General features: G+C 40.8%; 17 protein-coding genes. 7 read left to right on the top strand and 10 right to left on the bottom strand.

What is annotated here, in order from left to right:
* Positions 1 to 27: 27 nt before the first annotated feature.
* The 4 genes from HMPREF1517_RS01025 to serS all read left to right on the top strand — a co-directional run bounded on the left by HMPREF1517_RS01025 (position 28) and on the right by serS (position 3,709).
* On the top strand, positions 28 to 843 hold the full coding sequence (locus HMPREF1517_RS01025) for a PTS mannose/fructose/sorbose transporter subunit IIC (RefSeq protein ID WP_037599030.1): 816 nt from the start codon (positions 28 to 30) through the stop codon (positions 841 to 843).
* 14 nt (positions 844 to 857) lie between these two features.
* Positions 858 to 1,769 (top strand): PTS system mannose/fructose/sorbose family transporter subunit IID, encoded by a 912-nt coding sequence (locus HMPREF1517_RS01020; RefSeq protein WP_002883717.1) that lies wholly within the window; start codon positions 858 to 860, stop codon positions 1,767 to 1,769.
* A gap of 78 nt (positions 1,770 to 1,847) precedes the next feature.
* Complete coding sequence (locus HMPREF1517_RS01015) at positions 1,848 to 2,222, top strand: DUF956 family protein (protein WP_002883765.1); 375 nt, start codon at positions 1,848 to 1,850, stop codon at positions 2,220 to 2,222.
* A 209-nt stretch (positions 2,223 to 2,431) separates the two neighbouring features.
* On the top strand, positions 2,432 to 3,709 hold the full coding sequence (gene serS, locus HMPREF1517_RS01010) for a serine--tRNA ligase (protein ID WP_037599027.1): 1,278 nt from the start codon (positions 2,432 to 2,434) through the stop codon (positions 3,707 to 3,709).
* Between the two features lie 34 nt (positions 3,710 to 3,743).
* Here serS and HMPREF1517_RS01005 read toward each other — a convergent pair whose 3' ends face one another.
* The 8 genes from HMPREF1517_RS01005 to HMPREF1517_RS00970 form a co-directional block, all read right to left on the bottom strand.
* Positions 3,744 to 4,373, bottom strand: coding sequence for a hypothetical protein (locus tag HMPREF1517_RS01005; protein ID WP_037599025.1), 630 nt, complete (start codon positions 4,371 to 4,373; stop codon positions 3,744 to 3,746).
* Between the two features lie 63 nt (positions 4,374 to 4,436).
* The gene (gene der, locus HMPREF1517_RS01000) at positions 4,437 to 5,747 is read right to left on the bottom strand and encodes a ribosome biogenesis GTPase Der (protein ID WP_002886596.1); all 1,311 of its coding nucleotides are present in this window, start codon (positions 5,745 to 5,747) and stop codon (positions 4,437 to 4,439) included.
* Between the two features lie 104 nt (positions 5,748 to 5,851).
* Complete coding sequence (gene dnaI / locus HMPREF1517_RS00995; protein ID WP_037599023.1) at positions 5,852 to 6,754, bottom strand: primosomal protein DnaI; 903 nt, start codon at positions 6,752 to 6,754, stop codon at positions 5,852 to 5,854.
* Positions 6,755 to 6,757: 3 nt separating this feature from the next.
* Positions 6,758 to 7,933 (bottom strand): DnaD domain protein, encoded by a 1,176-nt coding sequence (locus HMPREF1517_RS00990; protein ID WP_037599021.1) that lies wholly within the window; start codon positions 7,931 to 7,933, stop codon positions 6,758 to 6,760.
* Positions 7,930 to 8,409, bottom strand: a complete 480-nt coding sequence (gene nrdR / locus HMPREF1517_RS00985) for a transcriptional regulator NrdR (RefSeq protein ID WP_002883820.1) — start codon at positions 8,407 to 8,409, stop codon at positions 7,930 to 7,932. The genes HMPREF1517_RS00990 and nrdR overlap by 4 nt, the downstream gene beginning before the upstream one ends.
* Positions 8,410 to 8,530: 121 nt before the next feature.
* Entirely contained in the window at positions 8,531 to 10,060 is a 1,530-nt protein-coding gene (locus HMPREF1517_RS00980; protein ID WP_002889963.1) for a HAMP domain-containing sensor histidine kinase, read from the bottom strand.
* The gene (locus tag HMPREF1517_RS00975) at positions 10,057 to 10,746 is read right to left on the bottom strand and encodes a response regulator transcription factor (RefSeq protein WP_002883757.1); all 690 of its coding nucleotides are present in this window, start codon (positions 10,744 to 10,746) and stop codon (positions 10,057 to 10,059) included. Before HMPREF1517_RS00975 ends, HMPREF1517_RS00980 begins: the two co-directional genes overlap by 4 nt.
* Positions 10,747 to 10,901: 155 nt before the next feature.
* Positions 10,902 to 11,438, bottom strand: a complete 537-nt coding sequence (locus tag HMPREF1517_RS00970) for a DUF177 domain-containing protein (RefSeq protein ID WP_037599019.1) — start codon at positions 11,436 to 11,438, stop codon at positions 10,902 to 10,904.
* A gap of 298 nt (positions 11,439 to 11,736) precedes the next feature.
* Here HMPREF1517_RS00970 and rsmG point away from each other — a divergent pair, with 298 nt between their 5' ends.
* From rsmG to HMPREF1517_RS00955, 3 genes are all read left to right on the top strand, one after another.
* Positions 11,737 to 12,450 (top strand): 16S rRNA (guanine(527)-N(7))-methyltransferase RsmG, encoded by a 714-nt coding sequence (gene rsmG, locus HMPREF1517_RS00965; RefSeq protein WP_037599017.1) that lies wholly within the window; start codon positions 11,737 to 11,739, stop codon positions 12,448 to 12,450.
* 68 nt (positions 12,451 to 12,518) lie between these two features.
* Positions 12,519 to 13,883, top strand: a complete 1,365-nt coding sequence (locus tag HMPREF1517_RS00960) for a TrkH family potassium uptake protein (RefSeq protein ID WP_082160342.1) — start codon at positions 12,519 to 12,521, stop codon at positions 13,881 to 13,883.
* Positions 13,884 to 13,922: 39 nt separating this feature from the next.
* On the top strand, positions 13,923 to 14,594 hold the full coding sequence (locus tag HMPREF1517_RS00955) for a potassium channel family protein (RefSeq protein WP_002889958.1): 672 nt from the start codon (positions 13,923 to 13,925) through the stop codon (positions 14,592 to 14,594).
* Between the two features lie 88 nt (positions 14,595 to 14,682).
* On the opposite strand, the gene HMPREF1517_RS00950 is transcribed toward HMPREF1517_RS00955, so the two are convergent.
* Both HMPREF1517_RS00950 and HMPREF1517_RS00945 read right to left on the bottom strand, forming a co-directional pair.
* On the bottom strand, positions 14,683 to 15,513 hold the full coding sequence (locus HMPREF1517_RS00950) for an energy-coupling factor transporter transmembrane component T family protein (RefSeq protein ID WP_037599013.1): 831 nt from the start codon (positions 15,511 to 15,513) through the stop codon (positions 14,683 to 14,685).
* On the bottom strand, positions 15,506 to 17,182 hold the full coding sequence (locus HMPREF1517_RS00945) for an ABC transporter ATP-binding protein (RefSeq protein WP_037599011.1): 1,677 nt from the start codon (positions 17,180 to 17,182) through the stop codon (positions 15,506 to 15,508). The genes HMPREF1517_RS00950 and HMPREF1517_RS00945 overlap by 8 nt, the downstream gene beginning before the upstream one ends.
* Positions 17,183 to 17,211 lie beyond the last annotated feature (29 nt).

The raw sequence follows: 17,211 nt of genomic DNA, 5'->3' as shown, positions 1-17,211 counted from the left end.
CAACTCAATAGAAAAGGAATTATTACCATGTCAGATATGTCAATTATTTCTGCAATTTTGGTCGTAGTTGTTGCCTTCCTTGCTGGTCTTGAAGGTATCCTTGACCAATTCCAATTCCACCAACCACTTGTTGCATGTACCCTCATCGGTGCTGCTACAGGTAACCTCACTGCAGGTATCATGCTTGGTGGTTCTCTTCAAATGATTGCCCTTGCTTGGGCTAATATCGGTGCCGCTGTCGCTCCTGACGCTGCCCTTGCCTCTGTTGCTGCTGCCATTATTTTGGTTAAAGGTGGTAACTTCACAACTGAAGGTATCGGTGTTGCGACTGCAACAGCTATCCCACTTGCGGTTGCCGGTCTCTTCCTAACTATGCTTGTTCGTACAACATCTGTTGCCCTTGTTCACGCTGCAGATAAAGCAGCAGAAAGCGGAAACATCGCTGGTGTTGAACGTGCACACTACCTCGCCCTCCTTCTTCAAGGTTTGCGTATCGCTGTGCCAGCTGCCCTTCTTCTTGCTATCCCAGCAGAATCTGTTCAACATGCCCTTGGATTGATGCCTGACTGGCTCAACCACGGTATGGTTGTCGGTGGTGGTATGGTCGTAGCCGTTGGTTACGCCATGGTTATCAACATGATGGCAACTCGTGAAGTTTGGCCATTCTTCGCCATCGGTTTTGCTTTTGCTGCTATTAGCCAATTGACACTTATCGCTCTTGGTGCTATCGGTGTCGCTATTGCCTTCATCTACCTCAACCTTTCTAAACAAGGTGGCGGAAATGGTGGCGGAACTTCAACTGGTTCAGGCGACCCAATCGGCGATATCTTGGAAGACTACTAGGAAGGGGTGCTCTCATGGCTGAAAAAATTCAATTATCTCAAGCGGATCGTAAAAAGGTTTGGTGGCGCTCACAATTCTTGCAAGGTTCATGGAACTATGAACGTATGCAAAACTTGGGTTGGGCTTACTCACTCATTCCTGCTATTAAAAAACTCTATACTAACAAAGAAGACCAAGCCGCAGCTCTTAAACGTCACTTGGAATTCTTCAATACCCACCCTTACGTAGCTGCTCCTATCATGGGTGTTACCTTGGCTCTTGAAGAAGAAAAAGCTAACGGTACTGACATCGAAGATGCTGCTATCCAAGGGGTTAAAATCGGTATGATGGGACCTCTTGCCGGTATCGGTGACCCTGTTTTCTGGTTCACAGTTCGTCCTATCCTTGGTGCCCTCGGTGCATCATTGGCACAAGCTGGTAACATCGCTGGTCCACTTATCTTCTTCATCGGTTGGAACCTTATCCGTATGGCCTTCTTGTGGTACACTCAAGAACTTGGTTACAAAGCAGGTTCAGAAATCACTAAAGACATGTCTGGTGGTATCTTGAAAGATATTACTAAAGGGGCATCAATCCTTGGTATGTTCATCTTGGCTGTCCTTGTTGAACGTTGGGTTTCTATCGTCTTCACTGTAAACCTTCCAGGTAAAGTTTTGTCTAAAGGTGCCTATATCGAATGGCCTAAAGGCAATGTTAGCGGTGACCAACTTAAGACTATCCTCGGCCAAGTTAATGACAAACTTAGCTTCGATAAGATTCAAGTGGATACCCTCCAAAAACAATTGGATTCATTGATTCCAGGTTTGATGGGACTTCTCCTTACTTTTGCATGTATGTGGTTGCTTAAGAAGAAAGTTTCACCAATCACAATCATCATCGGACTCTTTGTAGTTGGTATTGTTGCAAGCTTCTTCGGAATCATGTAAAAAGAGTAAGAGTTTAGCAAAGCTGAACTCTTTTCTTATGCTATAATAAAGGTACTACAATCAAAAAGCGAGATAGATATGGCACAATCACTAAACAAAACAGTTGAACTACATACAACAGGCGTTTCCTACATGGCTATCGGGGGGAAAGTCGGTAAATTTCTAATCGGAGATGTGGCTCTTGAATTCTACCCAGATGTCAATGTCGAGCAATACATTCAAATTCCATGGACTAGCATCACTCAAATCGGTGCAAATGTATCAGGAAAGAGAATTAGCCGCCACTTTGAAGTGTTGACAGACAAGAGCAAATTCCTCTTTGCTTCTAAAGATTCTGGGAAGATTCTAAAAATTGCTAGGGAACACCTTGGCAATGAAAAAGTCGTCAAGCTACCAACTCTCATTCAAACTATTGGGGCTCGACTCAAAGGTTTATTTGCCAAAAAATCATAATTTTTGTATAATATAACAGACGGATAAGTACTAGCTAGACCCTTACAGAAAGCCTGCGGTTGCTGCGAGCAGGTAGGGTTGACCTACGAAATTCTACCGTTTCTAATAATTAAAAACATAAACAAGTGCACTCCTGTGAAGTTGGATGGAACCGTGGCCTATGTCACTCCAACACTTTCACTGGAGTGTTTTACTTTTTGGAGGAACTTATGTTAGATGTAAAACGTATTCGTAACGACTTCGATGCCCTTGCCGAAAAATTGGCTACACGTGGTGTCGCTGCTGAAACTTTAAATGAACTTAAAGAGCTTGATGTTAAACGTCGCGAACTTCTTATCAAATCTGAAGAACTCAAAGCTCAACGTAACATTGCTTCAGATGGTATCGCTCAAGCTAAGCGTAACAAAGAAGATGCTTCTGAACAAATCGCAGCAATGCAAAAAGTCTCTGCAGCAATTAAGGAAATTGATGCAGAACTTGCTGCTATCGATGAAAAGCTTAATGCCATCGTTGTGACACTTCCAAACACACCAAATGACTCTGTTCCTGTAGGCGCTGACGAAGATGAAAACGTAGAAGTTCGTCGTTGGGGAACACCTCGTGAATTTGATTTTGAAGTTAAAGCACACTGGGATCTTGGGGAAGACCTTGGTATCCTAGATTGGGAACGTGGTGCTAAAGTCACTGGTTCTCGTTTCCTTTTCTACAAAGGCCTTGGAGCAAAATTAGAACGTGCAATCTACAACTTCATGTTGGATGAGCATGCTAAAGAAGGTTACACTGAGATGATCACACCTTACATGGTTAACCACGACTCAATGTTCGGTACTGGTCAATATCCAAAATTCAAAGAAGATACTTTCGAGCTTGACGGTACTGACTATGTCCTTATCCCAACAGCCGAAGTTCCTTTGACAAACTACTACCGTGGTGAAATCCTTGATGGTAAAGAATTGCCAATCTACTTCACAGCTATGAGCCCTTCATTCCGTTCAGAAGCTGGTTCAGCTGGTCGTGACACACGTGGTTTGATTCGTCTTCACCAATTCCACAAGGTTGAAATGGTCAAATTCTCAAAACCTGAAAACTCTTATGATGAATTGGAAAAAATGGTAGTTAACGCTGAAAACATTCTTCAAAAACTTAACTTGCCATACCGTGTCATCACTTTGTGTACTGGCGATATGGGATTCTCAGCTGCGAAAACTTACGACTTGGAAGTTTGGATTCCAGCACAAAACACTTACCGCGAAATTTCTTCATGTTCAAACACAGAAGATTTCCAAGCCCGTCGTGCACAAATCCGTTACCGTGACGAAGCCGATGGTAAAGTAAAACTTCTTCACACTCTTAACGGTTCAGGACTTGCTGTTGGACGTACAGTAGCCGCTATCCTTGAAAACTACCAAAACGAAGATGGTTCAGTAACTATCCCTGAAGTTCTTCGTCCTTACATGGGTGGTGCTGAAGTGATTTCACCAAAATAACAAGGAAAATCTCCAGAAAGAACCTGGAGATTTTTTAGTTTTGATTAGCTTCCTCGTAGTATGGTTTCAACTTATAGAATCCATCAGTAAGTTCTTCTACCAATTCTTCCATTGTTTCACTAGCAGTCACTGTCACATCATACTTGACCAACACCTTACGAACACGACCATCTCTAACCGCTTCTTTAAGCATCTGGCGATTCTCTTCAGTTCCTTCCACACGATGACTGACACCATCTTCTTGAGCAAAATAGTAAAGTGGAAAAGCAATCGGTAAGTCTAGGACCTTATGTTGCTTAGCTAGAGTAGTATCTGATTTTTTACGTTCGACAAAGCTAACTTCTACTGAAATCCCCCATTTTTCAGGCTGACCATAAAGTCGAGTCGCCATGGCCACATCGTCTAAACTATCCTCAGGGGCCCTGTAATAGCACCAAAAGTGTGGCCGACATATTTGTGCCTGATTGGCCCAATTACTGACACGATCCATCTTAAAGGGTGCCAAACGCTCCTCTAGAAGTTTTGCTAAAGTCTGCATCTCCTTACGAGCTGCTTGACCAAGTGACTTGAGTGATTCCATCTCTTCCTGATGTGGACCGGCTTTTTCAGGTTTGATATACTTAACTCCCTGTTTTGACAAATAAGCTTGAATATTTTCTAACATCATTTTCTCCTTACAATGATAAAAGACCAACCCATAAAGATTTTATTCTGGTTGGTCTCTTTTTTATTTACGTTTACGAGCAATCAAATGGATTGGGGTTCCCTCAAAACCAAAGGCCTGACGAATTTGATTTTCCAAGAAACGCATATATGAGAAGTGCATAAGCTCTTCTTCATTGACAAAGATGACAAATGTTGGTGGTTTAACCGAAACTTGTGTGCCATAGAAAATCTTAAGACGTTTTCCTTTGTCAGTTGGTGTTGGGTTGATGGCAATGGCATCCATGATAACATCATTCAAAACAGCTGATGAAATACGACGATTTTGACTCTCACTGATGCGTTTAATCATCTCTGGCAACTTGTTAAGACGTTGTTTCGTCTCAGCCGATACAAAGATAATTGGTGCATAGCTCAAAAATTGGAACTGATCACGGATATCTGCTTCCCAATTAGCAACGGTATGATTGTCTTTCTTAATCGTATCCCATTTGTTAACTACGATGATAATCCCTTTACCAGCTTCATGGGCAAAACCAGCGATACGCTTGTCATACTCACGGATACCTTCTTCGGCATTGATAACCATAAGGACGATATCAGAACGGTCAATAGCACGCATTGAACGCATGACAGAGTATTTTTCTGTGTTTTCATAAACCTTACCAGATTTACGCATACCAGCGGTGTCAATCATGGTATACTCTTGACCTTCACTGTCCACAAAGTTTGTATCAATGGCATCTCGAGTCGTACCAGCAATCGGGCTAGCAATTACACGGTCCTCACCCAAAATAGCGTTAATCAAGCTTGATTTTCCGACGTTTGGACGTCCAATCAAACTGAAACGGATGATATCTGGATTTTCTTCTTCAACTTCTGTTGGAAGATTTTCAACGATAGCATCGAGAACATCCCCTGTACCGATGCCGTGAACAGATGAAACTGGATAAGGATCACCAAGACCTAGAGAATAAAAATCATAGATATCTGCACGCATCTCAGGGTTATCCACTTTATTTACCGCCAAGATAACTGGCTTGTTGGTCTTATAGAGAATACGAGCAACGTACTCGTCCGCATCTGTCACGCCTTCCTTACCTGAAACGACAAAGACAATAACGTCAGCTTCAGTCATGGCAATGTCAGCTTGGTGCTTAATTTGTTCCATAAATGGTGCATCAACATCATCAATACCACCTGTATCAATTAAGCTAAACTGGCGATTAAGCCATTCAGCAGAGGTATAAATACGGTCACGTGTTACCCCTTCAACGTCTTCGACGATAGAGATACGTTCACCCGCAATTCGGTTAAATAGGGTCGATTTCCCAACGTTTGGGCGACCCACGATAGCAACTGTAGGTAATGTCATATGTTTAAGTCCCTGATTAAATAGGGATTCCTTTCTTCATTTAGCAGTCTCACTTCCACCAAAGGAAGCAAACTCTCTTATTCTTTATCATTATTAGATTCAACTTAGCGGCGATTAACACCCTTCAAGTGAACCTCTTTGGCAAGAAAACGAATACGCTCCATCACACGTTTGGCCTGCCAAGTCTCGTCTCCTTGACGTCCATTGGATAGCTTAGCTTCTAGATCCGAAAAACTATAGTTAGACGTAAAGAAGGTAGGCAACTCCTCAATCATGCGATGCTGGAGGATAACTTGCAAAACATCATCCCTAATCCAAGAAGAGAATTGTTCTGCACCGATATCATCTAGAACTAAAACTTCTGCCTGTTTGACAGCATCAATTTGTTCCTTGACAGAACCATCCTTGATTCCATTTTTAACATCAATAGTAAATGATGGGTAATGAATAATGGTCGTCGCAACCTTCTTGGTTTCGGAAAGTTCATGGGCCATAGCAGCCAACATGAAGGATTTTCCAACCCCCATGTCTCCGTAAATGTAGAGGCCTTTCTGGTCTGGACTAGGGTAATTCGCCACAAAATCCACGAGACTCTCAAAGGTATCTACACGCGCCACATCATCTAGAGCAATGTCCGCAAAGGTAATCTTACGATAAGACTGAGGCAGACTCACCAAGTTAATCCGTTTAGCAATAGCCTGTTGTTCTTGTTGCTCCTTGAGCTGACGCGTCTCCTTATAGGTGACATCAGCGTAACCTTCATTCATGGTCAGAATCGGTTCATACCCTTTGGCAATATACGAGGCATCACCTTCTTTGACCTTACGGCATTCCACTAGGAATTGATTAAACTTAGGAAGACTACGTTTGATTTCATCCTGGCTTAGGCTATGCTCTTGAATAAAGCTGGCCACTCTTGGATCCGCCAAAATTTGCTTCGTTAAATCTGTCGCATTGCCAGACCCATGATGCCCTGTTCGGTTTAGGGTTTGTCCAACTCTTTCCATAGGCTACTCCTTTCCTTTTTCTAGTTTTGCCAAAGCCCGACGTCTAATTTCATCCAACTTGGCCTGATCAGCCTGACTGGTTTGATTATCATAATCTGGATTACTCCAGCTCGGCACATTTGTTTTCTTCTTAGAATCAGCTTTTGCTTGCTGTGATTTCTTATCGTAACCACTACGCAAAGCTAAAAGTCCCTGTTCAGCAGTGACGATATTCTTAAAGGCAAAATCGTTGGCAAGTTTAGAGATATACTCTCGATTCACATTCGTCGAACGTGTCCGTCCCAAACTGTAGGCAACCATGAGGTTAATGACCTCATCCATAAAGCCTCTTTGTGCCAAATCCGTGAGAATCTGCTTCTCAGAATTAGTCACAGTCCCGCTTGGGCCTTTAGCACTTTGCAAGTAATCTATAGGTTTTTCGGACCTAACCGCTTTAAGAATCTTTTTCTCCGTCTCCGTCAAAGCAGAATCACCACCCAATGTTTGAGCTTGAGCCTGCTCTAATTGCACCTGCATACGCTTGACAATAATCTGGTGGTTCACGGCTGTCTTCTTAGCTAAGAGATAGGTGTCATACCAATTCATGCCATGAGTTTCAGACAATTTATAGATTTCTGGCACATCTGTCTTTTCATCTTTGAATACAAGCCCATCAGCCTGCATACGATTCCTGAAACTGCTTAAATCAAATGAATTTTTGGGCTTGATTTCAGACACAGACTTTTGAGCCAAACGCTCATCGGTAAAGACATCCGAAAAACGTTTAGATAAATCTTGCAAGCCTTGTAGACCTGCCGGTTTCAAAGCGTCTACTGCTGGTTCACTAATCTTTTGCTCGAGAAGTGAACTATAAACGGCATGTTTTAGAAACTGCTCAATTGATAAGGGAGACTTAAGCTCTATAACATAAAACCCTTGAGGTGAGTGGTAAAAGGCCAAGAGATCTACTGCTGTCAGAACCGCCAGTGCTTCCTGAAGGGGCTGCATTCCAAAGTTAAGGTGGTTCAGAATAGCTGCAAACTTATGGCGGTGATTACCATTGTCATAAAAAGCCACGAAATACTGGTAGAGAGCATATCCCTCACTCCCAATAATAGGATAATAGCAACGCATCAAACTTGCCTGATCGGGAACGATAACCTGATTGCCAACATAGACAAATTCTTCAATAGGTCTCATTTTTTAGACTCTTTTTTCGCACGTACAGTTTTGGTGATTTCTTGAAGTAACTCTTCAATCTCATCAACATCTTTGAAAGAACGGTAGACACTAGCAAAACGTACATAAGTAATTTCATCAAGGTCAGCGAGTTCTTTCATCACTAAATTCCCAATGACATCACTATCAACCTCTCCATCATGGTTACGGCGAATATTTTGCTCAATACGGGTGATGGCATTTTCGATATCCTCACTAGAAACCGGACGCTTCTGAGCACTCATCAAGATACCATTAAAAATCTTATCGCGAGAGAATTGTTCACGAGTACCGTCTTTTTTGACAACCAAAAGTGGAACTTCTTCCACACGCTCAAAAGTTGTAAAACGAGCATGACAAGAATCACACTCACGACGACGACGAATGGTATTCCCATCCTCTGCCTGACGGCTATCGATAACACTAGATTTATTATGTTGACATTTTGGACAACGCATGCACTTCACCACCAATCTTTGAAATTCGGTACTCTATTTTACCATAAAAACACACAAAAAGCACGCTCTAAACGAGGCGTGCTCACGACCAAGAATCACTCTAAGACTCTTATAAATTGATTTAAAGCTCAAGTTGAGGTGTCGTCGTTTCTCCATCCGCAAATGGAATGTAAAGGTCGAAACGTGTTCCAACACCAAGTTCAGAACTAACATCGATACGGCAGCGATAAGCTTCCACAATTTGGTAAAGGATTGACAAACCAATACCGACACCAGATTGCGTTGTCGTACGATTACGTGCCTTATCTGAACGATAGAAACGTTCAAAGATATGCTCAATATCTTCTTTAGAAATCCCTTCACCATTATCTTGTACTTGTACCAACATTTCATCTTCTAGAGCCTTAATTGTAACCTGGATTTCCTTGTTAACAGGAGAATACTTGACCGCATTATCAATCAAAATAGTAATCGCCTGTTCAAAGTGTTGGCTGTAAATCTGTGCTGGACGCTCTGAGCTCTCAAAATCATTGAGATAGAATTGGTAATCTTCATGCAAGACACGGAAGTTACCAATAACCGTACGGATTGAAGAATTCAAATCACACGTATCATTTCTATGATTTTCAAATGATCCTTTGACACGGATAGAATCCAACATATCATTAATCATAATCGTCATACGGTTGGCCTCGTGACTTGCAGCCTCAAGACTCTCCTCAAGAATCTCAGGGTCATTTTTACCCCAACGTTGCAAGAGGTCCATATGGCCCTTGATAACCGCAATCGGCGTACGTAATTCATGACTGACGTCACTCAAGAAACGCATCTGCATCTGATTATTTTCTTGGATTTTATCCATCATACGGTTAAAGTTAACCGCCAAATCACCAATTTCATCGTGACTTTCAATCTTAGAACGAAGTTCCAAATCACTTGGCGAATCGGTGATAACTCCCATCGTTTCGTGCAACTGTCTCATCGGACGAAGAATAGATGTCAAGACAACCACAGTTGCTGCGATAACTAGGACCGTCATCCCCACTTCTAGGAAAATCAATAAGAAAATCAAACGCTCTTTCAGAGCATAGTAGAATTCCAAATCATGGAAAATCTGGGCATAACCAACGATGGTCTTTTTATCCTTACCGTAAATTGGAACTTGTAGTAAGAAACCACGCTTTCCTTTATAGGACACTGACTTCAGTTTGTTTACTTCAGACATGCCTGGAGGAGAGTCTGTGTTTTCCTCAGAAGTAAAGATAAACGTTCCCTTTTTGTCATAAACAAAAACAGATTGGTTAGAAAATAATTTATTAGAAATTGCAACTTGACCATCCAAAGAGTGCTTTTCAGAAAGCACACCATTAATGATTGATGCATAGATATTTTTAGGCGAATAAAGGGCCGCTAAAAGCGGTTCTGGACTCAACTCTTCATCAGAATCCCAGTCCTTTTCGATATAAGTAACAACTTTCGAAATTGTGTTATTTACATTTTGACGTTCACGTTGCAAAAGAAGCGTATTGGCCGAGAAAACAACAACCAGAGTGAACATCGACAATACAAGAAAGAAGACCACAGCAGTTGTCATGGTCAACTTTTTTCTAATGGTTACTTTACCAAATAATTTATCTTGTAATTTACTCATTTTTCACGGATAACGTAACCCATTCCTCGCACTGTTTGAATGTATGATTCCTTACCTGGAACATCGATTTTTCCACGCAAGTAACGAATATAGACATCTACAACGTTTGTTTCGATTGCATCATCATATTTCCAAACTTGAAGCAAGAGTTCCTCACGGGTCATCACTTGGTTCATATTGCTCAAAAGTGTGTTCAACAAATCAAACTCACGTTTTGTCAATGGAATTGCTTCATCACCACGAACAACTGTACGGTTTTGAACATCCAATTTCAAATCACGATAAGTTGACGCTTTAGCTGGTGCATTCTTAGCAGCTTCGATATCTTGGCGACGGAAGGTTGCTCGAATACGTGCCAATAGTTCTTCAATCGCAAAAGGTTTTACAATATAGTCATCAGCACCACGGTCCAAACCAGCAACAATGTCCATGATTGAATCGCGGGCTGTCATCATCATAATATAAGTATCTTTTTCTTGTTGGAGACGACGTGTTACTTCAAAACCGTCCATCTCAGGCAACATAAGGTCCAAGAGAATAAGATCGAAATCTTTCTCGAGTGCCATTTCAAGTCCTTCACGTCCGTTGTCTGCTGTCACAACGTCGTATCCTTCGTGTTGAAGTTCAAGAGAGACAAAACGAGCAAGGTTTTTCTCATCTTCAACAATCAAAATGCGTTTGCTCATAATAAGTATTTACCACTTTCTTAAAATTTTTTGACTTCTATTTCCCTTAAAAAGTCTGTAGATTTACCCTATAAATAAATCCGAAAATTAACTTCTAATGATATAATAATACAGATTTTTAAAATTGTCAAACATTTTTAGTTTATTTTTTTGAATTAATTTTCGTCAAATAGACCGTTCAATTGGGCAAAGGGATTACTTGCCTCTTTTTTCTCCTGTTGAAGTGCGGCAAAGTCCTCTTCTGACAAGACTTCCCAGTCATTCCCTGAGAGCGAAATTTTTCCTGATTCTTCCTCAGGTGTTAATACTCTCAAAGGAATATTAAGAAGAATATTATCTAGAATACTCTCATCAAGATTAATGGTATCCCCATCCAAGATAAGAACTAGATTTTCTTCGACTAATTCCTTTTGAAGAGCAGCATCTGCCTCTTGTATAAAGGTTTCTGAAACCGGATAGTTAAAGCTAAGTGTCACAGGTTCAAGTGAACGGCTAGATGGCAAGGTAATATCATAGCTAAGTTGATAGTCCAAAAGGTACAAGCCATTATCATAGGCTACCTGACCACTTGCTTGAATCTTTTCAAGATTTAAAACTTGATCATAGCGTTCTTTAATAGACTCCAACAAAGAAGGTGCTTCGCTAAAGGCGAGCCCCTCTGGAGACTTTCTAACTTCTGAAAGATAAATCATTCTTAATCCTCAAATTAAATTTCCCCATAGGGATCTATTTTCAATCCACAAGACCATAATCCCCTACATTCACGTTTCATTAGAGAGCATGATTATGATTTTAGACTTAATTAGTATTATATCAAATTTTTAAGAAAAAATAACACCTTTAATATTACATATTTCTTAAACTTAGAACTTTTTTCAAAGCTAATGAGAAACTTACTCGGACCCAGTTTTCATCTGTCCTATAGAGTTAGATGAAAGCTCTTAATTATGGTAAAATAAGAGCATTGAAACTAGATAAAAGGAATATATAATGACACCTGAAGATTTTTACAAGGCTTTGAAAGAACTGGGGTTCAATCTCAGCCAAAAACAAAAAGACCAATTCCAACGCTACTTTGAGCTTTTGGTAGAATGGAACGAAAAGATCAACCTTACTGCAATCACAGAAAGAGACGAGGTCTACCTCAAACATTTCTATGATTCTTTGGCTCCTGTTCTTCAAGGGCATATTAAAAATCAAAGTATTCGACTTCTGGATATCGGAGCTGGAGCTGGATTTCCAAGTCTCCCTATGAAAATCCTTTGCCCTGAGCTTGATGTGACTATCATCGACTCTCTTAATAAACGCATCAATTTCCTCAATCTCTTGGCTGATGAACTTGAGCTCAGCGGTGTTCACTTCTATCATGGACGTGCAGAGGATTTTGGACAAGACAAGGCCTTCCGTGCTCAGTTTGATATTGTTACTGCCCGTGCCGTCGCACGCATGCAGGTTCTCTCAGAATTGACTATTCCTTTCTTGAAGGTTGGTGGACAACTTATTGCACTTAAAGCTGCAGCAGCTGATGAAGAGTTAGCCGATGCTAAAAATGCCTTGAACTCGCTTTTTGCCAAGCCTATTCTCAACGAGAACTACAGACTGCCAAATGGGGATGGACGTAATGTCACTATTGTCGATAAGAAAAAAGAAACCCCAAATAAATACCCACGTCGTGCTGGAATTCCTAACAAGAAGCCGCTATAACGTTTATCCAAGGAGGTGTCTTACTCCTTGGATTATTATTTACTCTTATGATAACTCGGAGGTTTTCATTGATCAATCGTCTTTCTGTCACGCAAAAGCTGGTGCTCAGCTTTGTCTTTGTCATTATAGTGGGAAGTATTTTACTTAGCCTTCCCATAAGCCACTATGCTAATAGTCCAGAAACAAGCTACCTAGATCATCTCTTCAATACTGTGTCAATGGTCTGTGTAACTGGACTTTCTGTTGTCCCGGTCAGTAAGGCTTACAATGGTCTCGGTCAAATTTTCTCTATGCTTCTCATGCAGACGGGAGGACTTGGACTAGTCTCTCTTATAGCCTTTAGTACCTATACCCTTAAAAATAAATTAGGACTGAGCGATCAAGATCTCCTTCAATCCGCACTTAGTAGGGATAACCAAAAAGATTTGAAGGCCTATCTTTTTAAGGTCTATAAAATAACTTTTTCTATTGAAGCTTTAGCAGCACTCGTGATTATGACTGACTTCATTCCTCGTTTTGGACTTGGTCATGGCATCTTTAATAGTCTCTTTCTAGCTGTCTCTGCCTTTTGTAATGCTGGATTTGATAACTTAGGTTCTAACAGTTTACAAGATTATGCAACCAATCCAACCATTAACCTTGCTGTAGCTTTTCTCATCATGTCTGGAAGCTTGGGATTTGCAGTTTGGATTGATTTGATTCAACTAATAAGACGTTATATTAAAGATCGTCCAAGGAATTGGAAATTAGCTTGGAGACCTTTCAGTAATCAAAGCCGTCTTGTGCTTATAAGCACAGGTTGTCTCCTATTAGGAGGAACACTACTTGCTTGGTTACTGGAAATGGATAACTCTAAGACAATCGGTACTCTCAATGTCTGGCAACAACTTCTGGTAAGTTTCTTTCAGACTGTAACCATGCGTACCGCTGGCTTTGCAACTATTTCCTATACCAATGCAGATTTCTCCACAAATCTTCTTTTTATGATTCAAATGATTATTGGGGGTGGTCCTGGAGGAACTGCGGGTGGTATCAAGGTGACAACTGCCTCTATCATGTTCCTACTTTTTAAGTCAGAGCTATCTGGTAACTCGAGCGTGGTTTTTCGAAACCGTATTATATCTAACAAAACCATTTTGCAAGCATTCACAGTTATACTCTTTTTCCTAACGATGCTCTTTGTCGGCTATGTTATTTTGCTGGAAACTAATCCTACTCTCTCACCACTAGGCCTACTTTTTGAGAGTGTGTCAGCCATTGCTACAGTTGGTGTTTCAATGGATTTGACCCCTAATCTAAATACCCTAGGACGCCTCGTTATCATGGCTCTGATGTTCATTGGCCGTGTCGGACCTATCACTGTTCTCTTGAGCTTGATGACCAAAAAAGAAAAACATATCTCTTATGCCCCAACTGACATTTCAGTCGGCTAAACTATTTTATTAAATGACAATATTCTGAAAGGATTGTATATGAAAACACAAATTATTGGGGTCCTCGGTCTGGGAATCTTTGGACAAACCATTGCAACCGAACTCTCCTCTTTTGGACAAGACGTTATTGCCTTAGACAATAACTCTACAACAATTGATTCCCTTGCTGATCAGGTGACTAAGGCCGCTGTTGGTGACATTACTGACATTGACTTTCTACGTTCTGCTGGTATTGATACTTGCGATACGGTCATTATTGCAACTGGAGAACACTTAGAATCTTCTGCACTGGCGCTCCTGCAATGTAAAAAACTTGGCATTACAAATATTATTGCTAAAGCTATGAATAACAATTATGAGGAAGTCCTTTACGGAATGGGGGCCAACTGGGTCATCACTCCTGAGCGTAGCACAGCAAAAGAATTGGCTTCAAACATCCTCCGTTATAACATTTCAAATGTTTTTCATTTAGAGGACGACGTGGCTTTAATTGAACTTAAAATTCCAAAGGAATGGGCTGGAAAGTCTTTGCATACATTAAATCTAAGACAAAATTATAACGTCAACGTTATTGGTTTTAGAGATGAGCAAAATGGCAAGTTAAACACTCACTTTGACCCAATTAAGAAACTACCTGACGAAGGAATCATCCTAGTTGTCGCCGACAATCGGACGCTAGAAAAATTTGATTATTTAGGCTATTTGAAATAACAAAAAACGTTCCAATCTCGTTCATCTGGACAAGACGGGAACGTTTTTTTATTATGCTTAATGGCAGATTCTCTCTATGCTAAGAGCATTATCTCCATGGATTATAAAAACGACCATGATTGAAGAAAATTAATCCAATACTAATCCCCAATATAAGGATAGCTGATAGGATGACAAGGTAATCTTGTTTCATCAAAGATTTATGCACATACCATGTACGTTTTTTGTAGCGACCAAATCGTCGTAACTCCATGGCTGTCGATATGGTATCAATTCGTTCGAGAGATGAAAAAATTAGTGGAAGAACAATTTGGAGATTCCCGCGAATGCGTTTGACCAATCCCACCTTTTGCGACAAATCCAAACCACGAGCCTCCTGAGCCTTACGAATCGTAAAGAATTCTTCTTGAACATCTGGAATATAACGCAAGGTTAAACTCACGGAATAGGCAAATTTATAAGGAACCCCAATTTGATTCAGGCTAGCCGCAAACTGACTCGGATGAGTGGTCATAAGAAAAAGAATAGCAAGAGGGACCGTTGAAAAATACTTGAGCAATAGATTTGCAAGGTAAAAAAGCTCCTGACTGGTTAGATAGAAACGCCCCCAGCCTTCAATAATAACTGTCTTAGCCCCGTAAATTTCTTCACCATAACCAGGTGCGAAAAGGTAGACCATAAGTAAATTAAAGAGAGCAATCGATCCAATAATCTTAACAACGAAAGAAATATCTCGCCAACGAATCTTGGCCAAATAAAAGAGATAAATAGAAAGTAAGCCTACTGCTAGAATAAAACGTGGGTCATAGGTTGCCATACAAGCAACTGAAACCAAGATAAAGAAAAGCATCTTACTTGCCCCAGACAAATCATAGAGGAAACCTTGACCTGACTGATAACCAATTAAACGATTAGACATTAGGGCCTCCTTTTTCGATATAATACTGGGTTACTTCTACTGGATCACTTGACAATTTCTGACCCAAAGTATAAAGAGATGTCTGCTTGAGATTAGCCGACTCAAGTAACTCCTTCTGATTAAGAATTGTAACAGGATTGTCGTCTGCAATGATTTTCCCCTCAACCACAACGAGACAACGATCACTATATTCCAACATGAGCTGCATATCATGGGTAATCATCACAATGGTATGGCCTTGCTTCTGAAGACTGTCCAAGAAATTCATGATATCCGTGTAAGTCTTGTAATCTTGACCAGCGGTTGGCTCATCCAAAATAATGATTTCAGGTTTCAAAACCAAGATAGATGCAATGGTCACGCGCTTTTTCTGACCAAAGGAAAGCGCAGAAATAGGCCATTTACGAAAACTATAGAGACCACAAGTCTTCAGGACCTCATGAACACGCTCTTCAACCTCAGTTTCTTCAATCCCTCGCAAGCGTAAACCAAGAGCCACTTCATCAAAAATCATAGTTTGGCTAATCATCTGATTAGGGTTTTGCAAAACAAAGCCTATACGCTCTGAACGCTCGGCGATGCTATCCTGACTGATATCCTGACCCTTGTAAGTTAATTTCCCTTGACTAGGGACAAAACCGCATAGAGCTTTGGCAAGCGTCGACTTTCCAGCTCCATTTTTACCGACAATCGCTAGTCGTTCACCTTTTTTCAAGCTAAAAGACATATCCTCTATAATCGCTGGATTATCCCCATAGGAAACGCTAAGCCCCTCAACCTTCAAAATAGAATCACTTGAACTGTCTCTTTTATCTTTCAAAACTCTATCTGGCAGAACAAGGTCAGATAAGTCTAAAGCATCCAATTGACTAAGATTTTGTGCACTCCTTGTGTCAAATCCCAACTGACGTAAAACCGTCACATATAGAGGTTCGCGAATCCCATTTCCCAGTAAGAGAGTACTTGATAAAAGCTCATCTGGGCTACCGTTAAAGAGGAGGGTGCCATCATTGACCAGTAAAATCCGGTCAACAGGACGATAAAGAACATCTTCTAGACGATGCTCAATAATAATTGTTGTAGCTCCCACCTCTTTGTGGATTTTATCAATGAGGTCAATGGTTTCCTGTCCTGATTTAGGATCTAAATTTGCTAGAGGCTCATCAAATAGAAGAATAGGACTCTCATCAATCAAGACACCAGCCAAACTAACTCGTTGTTTTTGGCCACCTGATAAGTCTTGAGGGCGGTGATTCAAAAGAGAAGTCAAGTCTAGACGTTCAGCCCAGAGAGCTACCTTATCCTTCATCTCACTTTGATTAGCACAATCATTTTCCAAGGCAAAAGCCAAATCCTCGGCTACTGTTAAGCCAATAAACTGACCATCTGGATCCTGCAATACCGTAGATACTAACTGTGACTTATCATAGATAGATTGCTTGAAAATATCCTGACCATCTATCCTTACCTGGCCTTTTGCCTGACCTTTATGAATATTAGGTATGATACCATTGAGACACTGAGCCAGGGTCGACTTTCCGCTACCAGAAGGGCCTAAAATGAGCACTTTCTCGCCTTTGACAATATCAAAGCTGATATCTTTAAGCGTCGCTTCTGCTTGCGCATCATATTGAAATGTAAACTGATTAAAACTAATGTATTTATCCATGTTTCTACTAAAAAAGAGAGGAGGTATCA

It is taken from the genome of Streptococcus sp. ACS2, from assembly GCF_000525585.1.
In the GTDB taxonomy this organism is placed as follows: domain Bacteria; phylum Bacillota; class Bacilli; order Lactobacillales; family Streptococcaceae; genus Streptococcus.
The sequence above is the reverse complement of the archived record's forward strand: the minus strand, read 5'-3'. Positions and strand labels throughout refer to the sequence as shown.